General features: G+C 63.3%; 15 protein-coding genes. 8 read left to right on the top strand and 7 right to left on the bottom strand.

The features are described from left to right. Nucleotides 1-73: 73 nt before the first annotated feature. Nucleotides 74-1,072, top strand: coding sequence for a sensor histidine kinase (locus BN2694_RS01355; protein ID WP_135661889.1), 999 nt, complete (start codon nt 74-76; stop codon nt 1,070-1,072). A gap of 104 nt (nt 1,073-1,176) precedes the next feature. Further along, nucleotides 1,177-1,833, top strand: coding sequence for an AIM24 family protein (locus tag BN2694_RS01350; RefSeq protein WP_135661887.1), 657 nt, complete (start codon nt 1,177-1,179; stop codon nt 1,831-1,833). 25 nt (nt 1,834-1,858) lie between these two features. Here the strand turns inward: BN2694_RS01350 and BN2694_RS01345 are convergent, their stop codons facing one another. The 3 genes from BN2694_RS01345 to BN2694_RS01335 all read right to left on the bottom strand — a co-directional run bounded on the left by BN2694_RS01345 (nt 1,859) and on the right by BN2694_RS01335 (nt 5,480). Then, complete coding sequence (locus tag BN2694_RS01345; RefSeq protein WP_135661885.1) at nt 1,859-3,433, bottom strand: bacterio-opsin activator domain-containing protein; 1,575 nt, start codon at nt 3,431-3,433, stop codon at nt 1,859-1,861. Nucleotides 3,434-3,548: 115 nt separating this feature from the next. After that, entirely contained in the window at nt 3,549-4,520 is a 972-nt protein-coding gene (locus BN2694_RS01340; protein ID WP_135661883.1) for a DUF3592 domain-containing protein, read from the bottom strand. Between the two features lie 267 nt (nt 4,521-4,787). Then, entirely contained in the window at nt 4,788-5,480 is a 693-nt protein-coding gene (locus tag BN2694_RS01335; protein WP_135661881.1) for a DUF5518 domain-containing protein, read from the bottom strand. Between the two features lie 104 nt (nt 5,481-5,584). Here BN2694_RS01335 and BN2694_RS01330 point away from each other — a divergent pair, with 104 nt between their 5' ends. Beyond that, entirely contained in the window at nt 5,585-6,040 is a 456-nt protein-coding gene (locus BN2694_RS01330) for an RDD family protein (RefSeq protein ID WP_135661878.1), read from the top strand. 24 nt (nt 6,041-6,064) lie between these two features. On the opposite strand, the gene BN2694_RS01325 is transcribed toward BN2694_RS01330, so the two are convergent. From BN2694_RS01325 to BN2694_RS01310, 4 genes are all read right to left on the bottom strand, one after another. Continuing rightward, the gene (locus BN2694_RS01325; RefSeq protein WP_135661876.1) at nt 6,065-7,414 is read right to left on the bottom strand and encodes a hypothetical protein; all 1,350 of its coding nucleotides are present in this window, start codon (nt 7,412-7,414) and stop codon (nt 6,065-6,067) included. An 85-nt stretch (nt 7,415-7,499) separates the two neighbouring features. Beyond that, nucleotides 7,500-9,179, bottom strand: a complete 1,680-nt coding sequence (locus BN2694_RS01320) for a PAS domain-containing sensor histidine kinase (protein WP_135661874.1) — start codon at nt 9,177-9,179, stop codon at nt 7,500-7,502. Then, a complete protein-coding gene (locus BN2694_RS01315; RefSeq protein WP_135661872.1) occupies nt 9,176-10,834 on the bottom strand; it encodes a PAS domain-containing protein in 1,659 nt (552 codons plus the stop codon). Before BN2694_RS01315 ends, BN2694_RS01320 begins: the two co-directional genes overlap by 4 nt. Nucleotides 10,835-10,999: 165 nt before the next feature. Further along, nucleotides 11,000-11,431 (bottom strand): winged helix-turn-helix domain-containing protein, encoded by a 432-nt coding sequence (locus BN2694_RS01310; RefSeq protein ID WP_135661870.1) that lies wholly within the window; start codon nt 11,429-11,431, stop codon nt 11,000-11,002. A 206-nt stretch (nt 11,432-11,637) separates the two neighbouring features. Here BN2694_RS01310 and BN2694_RS01305 point away from each other — a divergent pair, with 206 nt between their 5' ends. The 5 genes from BN2694_RS01305 (at nt 11,638) to BN2694_RS01285 (ending at nt 17,468) form a co-directional block, all read left to right on the top strand. Continuing rightward, nucleotides 11,638-12,213, top strand: coding sequence for a response regulator (locus tag BN2694_RS01305; RefSeq protein ID WP_135661868.1), 576 nt, complete (start codon nt 11,638-11,640; stop codon nt 12,211-12,213). 37 nt (nt 12,214-12,250) lie between these two features. Beyond that, nucleotides 12,251-12,829 (top strand): NADPH-dependent FMN reductase, encoded by a 579-nt coding sequence (locus BN2694_RS01300; protein WP_135661865.1) that lies wholly within the window; start codon nt 12,251-12,253, stop codon nt 12,827-12,829. A 73-nt stretch (nt 12,830-12,902) separates the two neighbouring features. Then, nucleotides 12,903-13,487, top strand: a complete 585-nt coding sequence (locus tag BN2694_RS01295; protein ID WP_135661863.1) for a YIP1 family protein — start codon at nt 12,903-12,905, stop codon at nt 13,485-13,487. Nucleotides 13,488-13,560: 73 nt separating this feature from the next. After that, nucleotides 13,561-15,735, top strand: a complete 2,175-nt coding sequence (locus tag BN2694_RS01290) for an OB-fold nucleic acid binding domain-containing protein (protein WP_135661861.1) — start codon at nt 13,561-13,563, stop codon at nt 15,733-15,735. Nucleotides 15,736-15,818: 83 nt separating this feature from the next. Continuing rightward, nucleotides 15,819-17,468, top strand: a complete 1,650-nt coding sequence (locus BN2694_RS01285; RefSeq protein ID WP_135661858.1) for a tRNA uridine(34) 5-carboxymethylaminomethyl modification radical SAM/GNAT enzyme Elp3 — start codon at nt 15,819-15,821, stop codon at nt 17,466-17,468. Nucleotides 17,469-17,587: the final 119 nt, after the last annotated feature.

The following is a 17,587-nucleotide window of genomic DNA, read 5'->3' as shown; positions in this document are numbered from 1 at the left end:
CAGGACCAGATGACGGACGCAAGCCCGTGTTCGACCGAAGTACTACGGGGCCAAAGCCAGGAGTGCACGAGTCATGACTGAGGACAACACGACGATGGAGCCGTTCCCCATTGATCAGTGGCCCGATCCGGTCTGTTGCTTTGAGATCGACACCGGAACCCCGGTGGTTGAAGCGGTGAATGGGGCCTTCGAGACGACTTTCGGGTCCATAACGCCGGGTGAACCAGTGAGAACAGTGTTCGAGGCGGTCGATCTGTCGATCGTGTTGGGTACGAACAATAGGGCTGTAATTGGGACGGAAGACGACCGGCTTATCGTCGAAACTGGAAAGGTAGGCTCCGAGGCCAAGTCAGGGGACCAGTATCTCCTACGGGTCGTCCCGTCAGACGGGGACGTCGGTGGGGTACTCCTGTTCAATCCCCTTCCGGCCGGGGTCGCTCGAGAGCCCAGTGAGGTCGGACTCGATCACGTAGCGAGCGTGATCAGTCACGACCTACGAAACCCCCTAGACGTCGCCAAAGCTCGCTTGCGGGCCGCTCGGGAAACCGGCGAGGCAGAACACTTCGAGCACGTTTCCGACGCCCACGATCGGATGGAACGGATCATCGAGGACGTACTGACGCTGGCCAGGGGATCCGACGTGGTCCAGCCCGACGAGGTAGTCGATCTCGGATCTGCCGCGAAGGCGGCGTGGAACGTCGTCGAGACCGACGCCGCCACCATCGTCATCGAGGAATCGCTGCCCACTGTCGTTGGTGATCCCGATCGCCTGGGACGGCTCTTCGAGAATCTCTTCCGGAATGCCGTCGAGCACGGTGGGTCCGGCGTGACCGTCACTGTCGGTCCGCTCGAGGAAACAACGGGCTTCTACGTTGCCGACGATGGGCGCGGAATTCCGCCGGAACAGCGAGATCGGGTCTTCGATCCCGGATTCAGCACCGACAATCACGGGACGGGGCTCGGCCTGTCGATCGTCGCCCGGATCGTCGATCTGCACGGCTGGTCGGTGGAAATCACTGACACCGCAAGCGGGGGCGCTCGCTTCGAGATCACTGGGATTGAAGCCCGTTGATCTCCCCGCCAATCGGATTTCTCGCTTGGAAACACTGTCTGGCGGTTCTTCTGTCCTTGGCTCGGATTTGATTCCGGAGTCTGTTTGCGTGACTCCGTGACACTATGAACGTAGACGAATTCACCACCGAACACGCACCGACGGAGACCGACGACGCGTTCGGTCTGGAGAACAGATACACGCTCGACATCGCAGTTGACGGGTCGTTGCTGGCGAAAGCCGGGTCGATGATCGCCTATACCGGCGACCTCTCGTTCACCGGCCAGGCGAGCCCCGAAGGCGGCATCACAGGATTCATCAAGGAGGCCGCAACTGGCGAGGGCACACCGATCATGCGCGTCGAGGGATCCGGGAACCTCTATCTCGCCGACCAGGAGAAGGAAGTCCAGATCCTCCGACTCGGCGACGGGGAGTCGATCACTGTCAACGGCGAGGACGTCTTGGCCTTCGAGTCGGGGTTGTCCTACGAAATCACCGAGATCGACAGCCTTGCCGGGGCCTTCGCCGGCGGCTTCACCAACGTGGCGCTCGAAGGTCCGGGCCACGTCGCCCTAACAACCCACGGGGATCCGGTCGTGATGGAGCCACCCGTCACGACCGATCCGGGCGCGACAGTCGCCTGGAGCGCGACGACGCCGGACGTCGAGGTCAACACGAACGTCTCGGACATGATCGGCCAGGAGTCCGGCGAGCGCTTCCAAATGGAGTTCGCCGATCCCGGCGGTTTCGTCGTCGTCCAGCCGTACGAGGAACACGCCTGAGCCACGTGAGGGGCCGCTGAGAGAGTCAGGCGCCGTCCGACGACCGGCCCGGATCGACCCGTCGAACCGTCGCCTCGAAGAGTTCTGCCAGGAGCTTTCGCTGTCCGGCCCGGAGGTGGTGAAGCAGCGTTGGGCCGGTGATCCCCAGGGCGTCGGCGACCTCCGCTGCAGAACTCTCTCGTGGCGATTCGAAGTAATCAGCGTAGAAGGCTGTTCGAAGGGCCTCTTGCTGTCGGTCGGTCAGCCGGTCGGTCAGCTCGTCCCGGACTTCTCCAGTCGTGCGCTCGTCCCGCTTTCGTTCGCGCTTCGCGAGCACTTCGGCGTCGTACTGGCGTGTGATCGCATCAGCGATCCGGCGGACGTCCTCTGAGGGCGGCAGTTCGATGACGACCCGATCCTCGTCTGGACCGAACGTGGCCGATCGAACTATCCCGCCCTGACTGAGGAGTTGCCCGAGTGGCGTTTCGGCACGCTGACGGACTTCGATCGACCCGCCGCCGTCGTACTCGGCAACCGTTCGCGTCTCGACTATCGCCTGGTGGTCCGCAAGCGTGGCTGCAATCTCGTCCGGAGACTGCTCGCCAGTTTCAGCGTCGACGTAACAGAGAAGCTCTTTACCCTGCGGAATCACGCCTTTCATGTCAATTCGAGTGTCGGTTTCGGCTCCCGTCGCGACGAACGGCGCGGCGGGATCGGACAGCCGGAGCGTGAGTTCGACAACCCGATCGGCAGACAGTAACGAGCGGTTGCGAGTCGCGTTGATGGCGAACCCGGCCATCTCCCCGACGGTGCCGAAACTCTCTCGTTCGCGCTCGGAGAAGGCCTTGCAATCGGCTGCATAGACGCCGACGACGCCGTAGACACTCGACCCGTAGGTCAGCGGGACGGCAAGCAACGACCCCAGTCCGTCGGCGAAGGCCGCCCGACGGATTGCTTCGGGGACGGATTCTTCCTCACTGAGTGACTGCACAATCGTCGGCTCGCCACGCTCGATCGCACGCAGTTCGGGCAGGGCCACGTCGCTGTCGAGCGCGTCTTCGATCCGGTCGAGCGTCCGCCCGGTCGTCCCGGCGGCGGCCCGAAGAGTGATCTCTTCGGACCCCACCGCGCGCTCGCCGACCCAGGCGAACTCGTAGATGTCGGTTTCGCCCAGTTGTCGGCAAATGGTTTCCGCGATTTCCTCCCGCGTTGAAGCCTCAACGAGGTCGCCGAGTACGTCCGCGATGAGTTCGTTTCCGATCGTCAGCCGGCGGAGGTCAGATCGAAGCGATTCCAGTTGCTGGTCGCGCTGGTGGTCGTCGGTTTCGTCCCGAAGGTAGACGTAAACAGTCCCGTCAGAGGGGACAATATCGACCGCGAGCCACCGTTCCAGGTCGGGATAGTACTCCTCGAAAGACAGCTCCGCGTCCGGTGGAGTCTCGAACGCCCGGGGAACGCGACTCTCGACAGATATTGGAAAGAAGGCGTCGATCGGCTCGCCAGCGATGGCGTCAGGATCCATCCCGAGAACGCTCCCAGCGGCGGCGTTACCGCCGAGAACAACCCCTTCCGGAGTCACTTCGAGAATGCCGATCGGTGCGTGCTCGAACCCGTCGTCCATCGTTTTGAATCACCGAGTGGCGGCCTGTTAAGGGTGTTCCTGTCTTCGAGTCCTCGAACGAGAACGGTTCGTTTTGGGGTATCGATAGCTACCCCACCGTTCGCCGCAGTAAATATCATGCTGCTGTGACGAAGATAGAGACGAACACCCCGAGAAGGAATACGGCCACGGTAAACGCGAAGCCAGTCAGTTTCACCCGTCGACCGTAGGTGTCCAGTTCGTCGTTAGTGTAGAGGATCGTGACGAGTCGTGACGGATGTCGGAGCGGACTCGGCGGCCGCGGCTCCGGGATCCGCTCACGGAGTCGACGGTACTCGGTGAACGACCAGAATCCATAAAGCACGAGTGCACCGACCAACGCGATCCCAGCGACGAATGCCGTCAGCACCGTGAGCACGATCGGGTCCGTCAAACTAGCTTGCATCGACGACGACTCCGCTGTGTAGAGGAACGCTACCATCGCGATCAGCGAAAGAATGAGCACCACCGGTGCAATAATCATGAAGCGCTTGCTGAGTCGGTTGACGGTGTCACGGTTGATCCCGAATAGCGTCTCGTCCCGCGTCGGCTCGAATTCGCGTTCCGGGCGCAACTCCGTGTTCTGGCCGGGATTGGGCGCACCGGCGGCATGAAGCATTGTCAAAACGACCACGAGACCACCGAAGCCCACGAACGTGAACGGAGCGAGCGTCGTCTCCCGCTCGAGAAAAGCAACACTCGGGGAGCTGGGATCGACGTAAGCAGTCGTCGTTTCATTGGCTTCGTATGGTTCGATGACGCGTTCGGCGTCACTCCGAGCGAAGTACATCGGGCTGATCGATCCCGGGAACACCTGTTCGCTCGTATACTCGGCACCTCGATATTGGTAGGTGTGCCTGACACTGACGCGATAGGAGATTCCCTGGCCAGCGGACTTACTGATTTCTGTGTCGGTAACGGTCGTTTCGACGGCAATGGCATCGTCAACAGCGTTCGATTGCTGGATATAATCGTATCCGGCGTAGCCTGCCACGCCACCTCCGAGAGCGATCGCAAGCAGGATCAGCGGGGTAACCGTGATCTGGGTCTCACGGACGGTGAACTGCATTTGATACAACGGAAAGATGAGACCGTTTATAAACCTGAAAGCGTCTTTCAGTGGCAGCAACGCTGCTGGCGGGGAAAGAAACCACGACGGCAGGTGATAAGCCAAGTCCAACGGTCACGTCCACAGCAATCTCGTCAGTAACCTGTCGCCAGGAGGTTCCAGAGCGCTGGGATGAGACGTTGTACACTGCTCAAGCCAACGGGATGGGTAATCTATCCCTCATTGCCACGTAGCCCCGGTGAGGATTCCTTCGATACGATCCGACTATTACGCCCGGATACGACGCCCGATGTAGCCGCCGAGAGCACTCAACCCGACAACATAGGCGATAGTGAGGATGACACTGACGACGAGCACCACGACGGCGGCCCCCGCAGTCGCGTCCGGAAGTCCGGTGAATAGCCCAACACCCACGAATAGGAGGGTGATGAGGATCGGGAGGATCGTGAACAGGCCGGCGAACGTGCCGGCCGCGACGCCGCTGTCCTCGGGGTCGGTCGAAAGATAGCTCGCGGCCGCCCCACCGAGGAGCGGCGAAAGTGGGATGAAGCTTACTACGGTGTTAACAATCGCGCCGACCACGCCAAGGATCCACCGTGGCGTCCCCTGGCCGTCGCGTCGAGCCCGACCGTGGACCACAATGACGGCGACACCGAGCAGCACGATCGAACCACCGGCAGCGACGAGACCGAGACCGCCCCACGTCCCGAGCGCAACTAGCGCGTCGATCGCCTCTGTCTCAGTGAGTAGCTCGGACTGGAACTCCCCTTCCCGAATGATCGTCGCGATTTCCGGGCGGTCGACGGCGAAATACAGTGCCGCGCCGCCGAGGGCAGCCAGGAGACCCAGAACACTCAGAAGTCCGCCGATCGCCCAGTCGAGCGACCGATCGAAGGAAGGGGTCGACATAGTATCGGTATCCGTTTCGACGTCTCGTGCGGTCGATGCGATCGGTCCCATGGCGGTTCGAACGCGGCCAGAGGACAAAACCCGGGCGGTGTGTTTCACTAGTGGAAACACACAGGGCCGAACTTTACGTCGGGTTGCTCAAATCCCGGGTAGCTGTGACTTCAAACACACACGACAGGTGTGGCGTCGGCATTCGCGGCGTCGCGATGGCGATCGACTCGATCGTCTGGATCGCGCTGTTCATGATCGCCGTTTCCGCCGTCGGTCTGGCAACCGGCGAGTTACAGACCACGAGCGAGGGGATCGAGACGAACCTCGAAGGCGGGCCGGCCGCCGCGGGACTGGCGCTTTGGCTCGCTGTCTCGATTCTGTATCATACGCTGCTGGAGTGGCGGTGGGGCAAGACTCTCGGGAAGTACCTCGTCAGCATCCAGGTGACCCGCCCGGACGGTTCGTCGCCATCGTTTCTCGGGTCGCTTCTCCGGAACGTCCTCCGACTGATTGACTGGCTACCCGTCTTCTATCTGGTGGGGATTGTGACGGTCGCCGTCTCGAAGACGGATAGACGGCTCGGCGACCGGGTGGGGAACACAGTCGTCGTGCGGCCCTGAGCGGCGGCTGGACTCTCGACGCCGTCAGGGGAACTCCTTTCTGGCGACGACGCCGGACGTCCCGTCGACGGTCACAGTCACGACCACTGTGTCGCCGTCCGGATGGACGTAAACGTACAGGTACATGTCCGCTCGTGGCGTCGTCGTCGAGGCTTCGTAGTCGGATTCGACGGTCTCGAACGTCACTTCGTCCACATCGAGATCGTCAGTAATCGTGACCTTCACGCGATCCTGTTCGGCCTCGTAGGTGAATGCAAACGGATCGTCGGGGACGGCCGCCGCGACCGTTTCGGGCGGATCGACAGGCTCGCTCGCGTCGGGGACCGCTGTCGTCGTCCGGTCCGGCTGGGTGTACTCGATGTCGAGGACATCTTCGTTGTAAGTCCCGCTGGCGGTCACCCGCTCGTTTTTGACGGTCACCGAGTGGTCCTCGCTCGCTGAACCGAACCGCGATTCGAACTGGCTGGCCGTCGCGTCATCGAGGGGGCGCTGGACCGCGAAGTCGGCCATGACATCGCCGCTGCCGGCGTCGAACGCCACCGACGCAAGGACGTCGTCCGCGGCGCCGAGGAGACCATTGACGGGGCGAGCAGTCGGGTCGCCAAAATACACGTCTTCGAGGTCGATTGGACCGAGCCAGCCACCCACGACGTGTCCACTCCCGGCCGTTTCAACCAGCCACTCGAAGGTCTCGGTCTCTGCGATTTCCCCGGCGCGGTCGCCTTGCGTGGTCTCGACGACGCGTCGGATTTCCTTGCTGGTGTCAGCGACGAGAACGGTGCTCTCGCTGATCGCGGTGACGCCGTCCAGTATCTCGTCGTCGATCGGTTCGTATAGCGTAAACTCCTCGATCGAGCCAGTCTCCTCGAAGGGTACGTCACCGATCGGACCGTCAGATCCGGCGCGCAATCGCTCGTCGGCCTCGGCGAGGTCAATGTCTCCCCGGCCGACTGCGACGGTGTCCGCCATGAACAACTCCTCGACCCCGCTATCCGGCCGCTCGGGATCGATGAGATAGTTGAGCCCGGACACGGCGATGCCAAGCGCCGCCCCGCCGATCAATTGACCGCCGACTTCCAGGGGCCAGGCGAGCAACGGATCGTCCACGCTATCCAGGCCGGAAACCTCAGTCAGAACCTCGTCGGGACCGCCGGTCACGCCTCCAGGGAGGATCAACGGCAACAGTTGCTCGCCTTCCTGTGCGTCCGTGGCGATGCTGAAGTCCAGGTAACCGACGGGGACGCCGCCGTCCGTCGCCGGGATCCACTCTGCGAAGGACGGGAATTCAGTGCCGGAGCCGAGACAACCACTGAGTGAAACGGCTGTCGCTGCCGCGCCAAGTTCAAGGAATCGACGTCGTTGGAGGGATGTCATGGGTAGTGCGGGGACCGATCGGGTGATCGATTATGTTGACCGGGACCTTCGGCAAGAAGCGATTTAAACGATGTCATCACACGCGTCAGTCGTCAGTCGTCCCAGGTCGGTTCGGTGCGTCCAAATCAGGGATATCCACGATCACGACGCTCCCGTTCGGTTCCGGTTGTTCGAACGATAGGCTCCCGCCCAATCGCGTCACGGTCCAAGAGACCAGCCAGAGGCCGACCCCGCTGCCGTGTCTGACTGGCGTCTCCGCCCCTTCGAGGAGGACGGCCCGCTCTTCGGGCGGAATTCCTGGCCCTTCGTCTTGCACTTCGATCTGCCCACCATCTCCCGTCGAGTGGACGCGGATCGTAACCGACGGCGTCTCCCGGTCGGTATGGGTCACGGCGTTCTCGAGTAATTCCTCGAGTACCAGTTCGATCGCGTTGCGATCGGACCGGATCGCAACGGCGTCCGGGGCATCGATCGTGACCTCGGCGTCCGTCGTAGTCTCGGCGACTGTCCGCGCAATCGCGACGAGGTCACAAGGGTTCCGTTCGAGACGTGCATCCGTCAGCACACGCTCAGATCGCTTGACAGTGTCGGCGAGATCGACCACCCCGGTCGCCAGCGAGCCGATCCGTTCGAAGTACTGTCCGGACTCTTCGACCGGGAGTCCCCCATCGCGGATCGGTTCTGCGAAACCCCGGATCGCATCGAGATCGTTCCGAAGATTGTGTCGAATTACTCGGTTGAGCACCTGTATGCGCTGTTCGCGGGTCTCGCGGTCGGTTACATCCCGGAATCGGTAGGCATGTCCAAGTACATCGCCGTCCGTGTCGTCGATCCCGGTCCGATCGACGACGAACTCCCGTTGCCCGAGAGTGGTCTGGAGCGTGATCGATCGGGCTTCCGAAAGGTCCTCGGGGACATCCGCCACGTCGGCGAGAGACTGGTCTCGGTGTCGAATCGCTCCGACGCCGAAGGTCTCGGCTGCGGCCTTGTTGATATCGATGAGCCGGTTCCTCCGGTCGACGACGACTACGGGATCGGACATCGCGTCGAGAGCCGTCTCTCGGGCGAGATGTCCCGCCGCAACGCCCCGTTCGAAGGCACCGGTTCCGAACGTGAGCCAGGCGAAGAGGCCGACCACGACTGCAAGCTGAACGAAGACGACGCGATAGATTAACTCACCAGCGAGCAGGCCACCGTAGCCGATCGTGATCGGGAGAAACGTGATGCCAACACCCGCGAGCACGAACGCCGCCGCCGAGCCCAGCGGCAGATCGTCGTAGGTTACCGCCGAGCGCACGAGCAACACCACGCCGAGCAGGCCCAACGAGAACACGGCCACCTGCAAAACGAACGTGATAAGATACGAGATCGACCCGAGCAGGCCCGCGTGAATCCGGTCTGTCTGCTGGGCCCAGGTGATCGCCGTACTCGCGACTGTCAGCCCGCCGAGAAGGGCCAGACCGACCCAGCGCCGTGGCGTTATCGACGGCCCACGGCCAGTATACTCGAAGACAAACGCGATCCACAGCAACGAGGCGAACGCATACCCCCCGATGAGGAGCAAGTCGCTGACCGCGTCGAGTTCGATCGGTATCACGCCGGATCGACTTGACGCAATCGTCGCGCTCAATCCGGCGAGCAGAACAGCCAGTAGCGCATAGGGGACGATCCCTGGCTGGTCGTGCCGACGGGCGACTCGCCCCGCGATCAGGGCGCCGGTCCCGAGCACGACGACGCCGAAAGTGGCCCAGGCGAGCCGGATCACTGTTCGTCACCTCTCTCAATCAGTGCCCGTCCCGGTTCGGGCGTGACACGCGTCGGGAGTCGAACGATGACCGTGCGTCGTCCCTCTGGGGGCCACTCGACGGAGAGAGAGCCATCGAGTTGTTCGAGCGCCAGACGCGTGACGGCCAGCGGAAGATCGGCGTCGCGTCCATGGTCCCTACAGTCGTCGAGAGTTGCCCGATCGTCGGCGATCCGGATCGTCGGTCTGTCGCGGTCGACGGCTATTTCGACGCGTGCCTCGGCGTGGGCACAGGCGTCTTCGAGCACTGGTTCGAGCAATGCGTCCAGCAGTTCCGGGCTGATCGTCGTCTCGATGGGGGTGCCGGGATCGTCGATCTCGATCTGTCGTCCTGATCCAGTTGCGATAGCATCGCGGAGCTCTCGAAGGACAGACCCGGCATCGAGTCGCTGCTCTGAGCGGATCCCGTTCTCGGCGATGGCCTGTTCGATCGACCGCGTCTGGGCGACGAGGGCGGTCAGGTTGGTCGTCCGCTTCCAGAGGTGATCCGCAACTTCGGCAGGCTCACCCGACACCGAGTCGGCCGTGTATGTCTCGGCCTCATCGGCCACTCCAGCCATGCGCCCGCGGATCACTTCAACGACGAATCGACTGAGCAGCGTCAGCTGTTCCTCCCGCCGCTGCCGGTCGGTCACGTCAGTACAACGCACGAGCGAGCCAACAATCCGGTTCCGACCATCGGTGACGTGGTCGGCGGTCACAGATAGCGCCGTCCCGTCAGCCAACTCGACCCGGAGCGGTTCTGCTTGCCCCGTTAGCACACTGGGGTCGACGGTGGTGGGAAAGAGCGATCCAATCGGCTGGCCCAGAACCGACGCCCGGGAGATGTCGAACAACTGTTCTGCAGCGGGATTGAGGTCCCGCAACTGTCCGCGTCGGTCGGCGATCAGGATGCCATCGGCCAGTTCGTCGACGACTCGATCTCGGCCCAGAACTCGTGCGGCCGCCGGCATCTCGAAGACCGGATAGCGGACGACGGCAACGAGGAAGAGTCCACTCGCGAGCGACGAGAACGCCGGGAGGAGTACCGGCCGCTCGAAGAGCTGCGCGACGAAACTTCCGGACAGCAATACAATCGCGCCAGCAGACAACACCAGTGGCCCCTGGAGCGGGGCTGCCCCCTGACCGATCGACGTCCACACGAGCAAGAACACACCGATGGTCACCAGAAATCCCACCAGGAGGAACGCCACCGTCAACAGCTGCAAGGCAAGCGTCGTCGGCCCCCCGAGTGCGACCGCTGTGATCGAGACGGCACCGAGTGAGATCGTCGCCACGGTCGCGGCAGTCGCCTGAATGACGCACCGGGAGCGACCGGCGTAACGAAAAGCAAACAGTACCCACAGTCCGTCAGCGATCACTACGACGGTCGTCCCGACCATAACCCAGGCCGTCGTCTCGAGGTCCCAGCCGGTCACCGCAAGCGCCGCGTTCGGCGGCGTAAGATCGGCGACCAACAGGTGCAGGAAAGATCCAACCGCTGTGACCACCCCGACGCCCAGCAGTGACCGGGCACTGGCTCGCTCGCGGTGTCGAAGAAGGATCGCCACGAGCGCGACGGCTACGATGCCCGCAAACGCGGTTATCCCGAGGCGAAGTGTGGTATGAGAGACCATGGTTCGTGCTCGAATGAAGCGGTGCGTCGGTCCGGCGGTGTCGGCGTCAAGAGGGCTACGGATTGGGCGACATCCGTCATCGCCTGCGATGGCCTGACTTTGTGTCTCCCTGGACAGCCATGGCACTTAGATACGGGGGTTCGTGGGGCTATGCGAAGCGAACCCTCAGTCGTCCGCCGGGGCGGCGGCCGGCTGTTCGAATCGAGGTCCGACTGGGAGATCGGGCTCGATGACGACATCGACCTCACCCTCCTCGATACTCACGGAAAACGAGCCGACGACGGCACGGTAAACTTTGTGATGGTGGCCGCCGTCAGCATCGATACGGAGTTCAGTCTCAAGCAGGCCGAGATCGACGAGTACGTTGAGCCGTCGGAATGCCGTCGGCGGAGACATATCGGTCACTGCCGCGACCTCTCGACCGCTCCGGGCTCGGTCAAGCACGGCCTTGAAGGCAGCCCTTGTGTATTCGTCGCCGAGCGCTTCGAGTAGCGTCGTCGGATCCTCGTGGTGCCATTTATCGTCTCCATGCGCCACTGTCGGCGTCGCTGCTGGTGGGTCGGGGCCAACTCGGGGCCGGACTGGTTCGCTCGACATCCGTACATCGAGAAAGAGGTTCCCGAGTGGTATCGATGACAGCTAGCTATCGAGGGGGAGACGGACGAGAGACTCTAGTTATGCAGACTCCGCTGATCGACACCGGTTGTGGATCGTTGGGTTTCGGTGTCGCTGTCGGTGGAAATGCCGTCCGGACTGCCTGAAGGACCGGTATTTTATGGACGGCCACCGAAAACGAATGATCGATGGGAAACACTGAAGACCTCCCGCAGGCGCTGGTCGTGGACGACGAGCGGGAGGTTGCGGACGCCTACGCGCTCCGCCTGCGCGGACTCTGTGAGGTCGAGACCGCATACGACGGCCAAGCGGCCCTGGAGGCGGCCCGAAGTCGCGATATCGACATCGTGCTACTCGATCGTCATATGCCCGGCATGTCCGGTGACGACGTCCTTGCGGAACTCGCGGAGATGGACTTCGCCGGGCGGGTCATCATGGTAACGGCGATCGATCCGGACTTCGACATTCTCGACATGCCGTTCGACGACTACCTCTGCAAGCCGGTCGACCGCGAGGACGTCCAGACGGTAGTGACCCAGCAGTGCACCATCCTCGGGTACGCGACCCTTGGAGAGTACTTCAGCGTCGAAGCCAAACGCCAGATTATCGCGGCCGAACTCCCGGCCGAACAGCGGGAGTCCCACGAAGCCTATCAACGCAGGCAGGAACGGTCGCGCCGGCTGGAAGGACGTGCGCGTAGACTACTCGGAGAGGCGACGGATCTCCTCGACGCCTTCGACGGTATCGAGCGCGCGAGCAGGTGAGACAACCCTTTCACGCACGCGCCAGTGTGGACACGGTATGTCCGAGACCCATGTCGTTGCGATCTGTGGCAGTCTGGGAAACGACAGCTACACGCGCAAATCACTCCATATTGCACTGGACGCTGCCGCCGACACTGGTGCGAGCACCGAACTGCTGGACCTCCGGGACTGGGAGTTGCCGATGTACCATGCTGACGAAGACGACGCGGGCGACGCGGACGCGATTCGCGAACGCGTTCGCGCAGCCGATGCTGTCCTCCTCGGGACACCAATCTATCACGGCTCGTTCAGCGCACCGCTGAAAAACGCCCTGGACTACTGTGGGTTCGACGAGTTCGAGCACACGACGATCGGGCTGCTCGCGGTTGCAGGCGGGCGCTTCCCGATTAGTGCCCTCGAACAACTCCGGACGGTCGGGCGCTCGCTCGACGCCTGGGTCATCCCCCACCAGGTGGCGATCCCGCGTGCCTCGAGCGCCTACGAGGACGGAAAACTCGTCGACAACGACCTCCGTGAGATGATCGAAGTCCTCGGCAGCGAAGCCGTCCAGTACGCCCACATCGAACCGGATCCCACGTCCTTCGAGAGCGGCGAAAACGTCGGTGCCGACGACTGAGATTTCTCCCGCTGTTTCAACATGGGTGGCCGCTATCCAAACCGACAAACCGTCGGCACGCAAACTGCCGAGCGTGACTCAATGGGTCGAGCCCGCCGGCAGCGGACGGACACGCGGTCCGGTAGGACTCGCCCGTGCGTGGCTATCGGTCCTGGTTGCCCCTCGTCAGTTCTTCCGTTCGGCCGTGGCACCCGGAGATCAGGCACCAGGACTAGTCTTTCTGACTCTCGTTGTCGGCCTCGAAGAGGCGAGTCGGTACGCCCTCGTCCCAGGTGCAACACCCGTACTCGGCGGCCAGCCGACGGCGACAGCCGCGTTCGTTCTACTGGCGACGGTCGTGCTAGTCGCGCCCGTTGGCTTACACTTGCTCGCTGCCCTTCAGACAGTGCTCCTGTGGCCGGTCACAGAGGAGCGAGCCGGCGTGAGTGAGACCGTACAGGTGCTCGCGTACGCGACCGCGCCGTGCGTGTTCGCCGGAGTCCCCGTTCCCGCTATCAGGGTGATCTGTGCGATCTACGCGTCGGCGTTGCTGATGATCGGCATCTCGGCGGTGCATGAGATTGACTACCCCCGAGGGGCGATCACCGGGGCGATTCCAGCGACACTGCTATACGGCGTCGCGTTCCGCGGGTTCGAGGCCGCTGGCATGCTCCTGTGAGTCGCCGGGGCGGCCAAACTCTGGCAGCGACGATTCGACAACCGTTTTAGGCGGGACCCGTTTGCTTGACTTAATGGGTTCGTGTATCATTTGCGGTACGTCTGTCGACGGGCACATCTGCGACGTCCACGAAGAAGACGCAGTCTTCGAGTTCCGCGGGGACTCCCCCGAACAACTCACACCGGGGCGGTACTACCGCGGTTCGGTGGACGGGTTCGCGGAGTTCGGCGTGTTCGTCGACATCGGTGACGAAGTGACTGGATTGCTCCACCAGAGTGAACTGGATAGCCGCCTCGAAAGTCTCGATTGGCAACCGGGCGATACGGTCTACGTCCGCGTCACGAACGTCCGGGACAACGGCAACGTCGACCTCAGCTGGTCGATCCGCCAGGCCGACGAGGAGTTCCGCGGCGTATTGATCGACGACCCGGACGAAGACCACGAGTTACTCCCCGAGGAGACCGACGAGAGCACCGAAACCGCGGACGAGTCGACCTCAGCCGACGACGAGGCAGCTGAAGCGTCCGGGAGTGACGAAACCGACGAGACGACGACCGAGACAGCCGATCGACAGACAACCGGGTCGGTCCGCACGGGCTCGGACTCGGGTGCGACGGTCGGCTCTGTCGGCGATACGGAGTCGACCCCAGAAACGGAAGCTGCCGGAACTGATGGCCCCGTTGACGAGACCAGGGCCGATCGGGAGCCGGAGCCGCCGACAGTCGACGTCGACGATCTCGACGACTGGATCGGCGAGACCGTCCGCGTGACGGGGGAGATCGTCGTCGCCCGTCAGACCAGCGGCCCGACGGTCTTCGAGCTCCGGGACGGCACCGGGACGGTCGACTGTGCGGCGTTCGTCGAGGCCGGCGTCCGCGCGTATCCGAGCGTCGGCGAGGATGCAGTCGTCGAGATCGACGGCGAGGTCCGGGAACGACGCGGCGACCTCCAGGTCGAGACCGAGGAGCTGACGTTGTTGGAAGACGACGAACGCGGACGCGTTCTCGAAGGGATCGAAGCGGCGATCCGGAGCCGGGCTCGCCCCGAGGAGATCGAGCCGCTGGTCGCTGACGAGGCAGTTGCAGCCGAGAGCGAGACGATCGCAGACGTCGTCGAAGAGATCCGCCGGGCCGTCATGGAGGATCGCCCGGTGATCGTCCGCCACAGCGCCACGGCCGACGGCTACGTCGGCGGCGCGGCGATCGAGCGGGCTGTCCTCCCGCTGGTTCGCGAGCGCCACGACCGCGACGACGCCGAGTATCATTACATCGACCGTCGGCCGATCGAGGGCGACGTCTACGGCCTCGACGACGCGACCACCGATGTCACGCGGATGCTCTCCGATCGTGAGCGCCACGACGAGAAGCTCCCACTTCTCGTGTTCGCCGCCGCCGGTGGGACCGAAGAATCCGCCGATGGGTTCGAACTGCTGGACGTCTATGACGTCCCGCGGATCGTGATCGACACGGTCGTCGAGCCAGCGATCGCCGACGTCGTCGAGACGGCACTCGCGCCGACCGCCGAGGCGACGACGATCGCCACTGCCGACGGGACGACACGCGGTCCGACGGCGACAGCACTGGCGGCGACAGTCGCCGCCCACGTCGCTACGGACGTCCGTGACGATCTCGTCCACCTTCCTGCGGTGAGCTACTGGGGGACGATCCCAGATGCATACGCTGAAGCGGCCGCAGACGCCGGATTCGACGAGACGGCCATCGACGAGATCCGCGAGGCGATCGCCCTCGGGGCGTACTATCAGTCCTACGAGGACAAGCGCGAACTCGTCACGGATCTGCTGTTCGGCGAACAGGATGCGACAGCCGAGGACGTCCGTGGACTGGCCAGCCACGTCAGCGAGCAGTTCCGCGAGAACGTCGACGTGGCGGTTGCGACCGCCGAGGCGAACCTCGAGCGCCGTACTGTCGACGGCACGACCATCGGCGTCCTCGATCTCGAGCAATTCACTCACGGCTATGACTTCCCGCCGGCGACACTGTTGCTCGACGAACTCTATCGCCGACTGGGCGAGGAACTGGACGCGATCGTCGGACTCGGCGCCGACGAACTCCACGTCCGGAGCGAGCACAGTGTGGACGTCCGTGAGTTGGCGTCGTCAGCCGACCAGGCGGTCGAAGGTGCAGACCTCGAAGCGCTGAGCACGCGTAGCCACCGCATCGAGTTCCTCGCCGGACAGCGCGAGAGCGTCCGCGAGGCCGTCCTCGACGCACTCGCCGCGTCGCTGTAAGGTCTGACGCGGAGCCCCGTATTGGCCCACGCTGCCCCGAACGACACGCTTATTCGCCCGAGACGGCGATTTGGAACAACCTGATGAGTGTTGACGCCACGGATGCGACCGACGCCTTCGAACGAGCCTGCGCCGAGTTGATCGAGCGCATCCTCGAGGGCGACCTCGACCGGGACGGTCTGGAGGCCGCAAAGCGCGAAGTCTGTTCGGAGTACGGTGCGCCAAAAGTTCCGAAGAATTCTGATCTGCTCGACCGTGCGCCCGACGGTCGCCGTGAAGAGCTGGCGGCCGTCGTCCGACGGAAACCGATGCGGACGGCATCGGGTGTCTCGCCGGTCGCGATCATGACTTCCCCCGAGAACTGTCCACACGGGAAGTGTCTGTACTGTCCGGGGGGTCCCGACTCGGAGTTCGAGAGTTCACAGAGTTACACTGGCCAAGAACCCGCAGCCGCCAGGGGCGTCCAGAACGACTACGACCCCTACGGGCAAGTCACCCTCCGGCTCCACCAACTCAGGCAGATCGGTCACCCGATCGGGAAAGTCGAACTCATCCTGATGGGTGGGACGATGACCGCCCGGAGCCACGACTACCAGGAGTGGTTCGTCAAGCGGGCCATCCAGGCGATGAACGAATACGATCCCGACTGTGATCCCCATCCCTCTGAAACCGAGAGCTTCGCGCAGGATCCCACAGAGTACGACTTTCGCTACCTGGAGGACGTCATCGCCGAGAACGAGACCGGATCGATCCGTAACGTCGCGACGACCTTCGAGACCAAACCCGACTGGTGTGGGCCCGAGCAGGTCGACCGCATGCTCCGGCTCGGCGGGACGAAAGTCGAGGTCGGCGTCCAGACCACCTTCGAGTCGATCAACCGCGAGATGCATCGGGGCCACGGCGTCGACGCCAGCATCGAGGCCAACCGTCGCCTGCGCGATGCGGGCTTCAAGGTCGGCTTCCACATGATGCCCGGCCAGCCCGGAATGTCCGCAGAAATGGTCCGAGAAGACTTCCGGCGACTGTTCGAGCGCCCCGAATGGCGGCCGGACTACCTGAAGATCTATCCCACGCTCGTCGTCGGCGGGACTGTCACCTACGACATGCACCGTCGGGAGGAATTCGAACCCCTGACCAGCGAGGAAGCTGCCGAACTCGTCGCCGACGTCAAACCGGATATTCCCGAATACACTCGTCTCCAGCGCGTCCAGCGTGACATTCCGGCCCCCCTGATCGAGGCCGGGGTGCAGAAGTCAAACCTGCGGCAACTCGCTCGACAGCGCATGGAATCTCGCGGCGAGTCATGTTCGTGCATCCGCTGTCGGGAAGTCGGTCACAGCGACGAGGAGCCCGAAGACGTGACCCTGGACGTCGAACGATACGACGTTGCGGGCGGCACAGAGCACTTCATCAGCTTCGAGGACCGCGACCGGGACCTGCTGGTCGGCTTCTCGCGGCTGCGCTTCCCCGGGCAGGTCGTCCGTCCCGAACTTGAGGACGCCGCCGTCGTTCGGGAGTTGCACGTCTACGGTAGCGAGATTCCCATCGGGGAAGCAGGCGACGACTGGCAACACCAGGGCTACGGCCAGCAGTTGATCGAGCGAGCCGAGGAACTGGCCGTTGACGCTGGCTACGGGAAGATCGCCGTCCTCAGCGGGATCGGTGCGCGGGAATACTACCGCGAACAACTGGGCTATCGCCAGGACGGGCCGTACGTGAGCAAGCGACTCTGATTTGTAGCCGACAGACGATGTGACCGCGTGTTTGCTCCGTGCGTCGCTTGTCCCCAGTGGCGCAGCCGAGTCGGGTTCTCGACGATCGAACAGCGGTGTTCCCGGCCGAAACCGCAAGG

This window comes from Halorhabdus rudnickae (genome assembly GCF_900880625.1).
GTDB lineage: Archaea > Halobacteriota > Halobacteria > Halobacteriales > Haloarculaceae > Halorhabdus > Halorhabdus rudnickae.
Note: the sequence above shows the minus strand (reverse complement) of the source record. Positions and strands in the feature narration are given on the sequence as shown.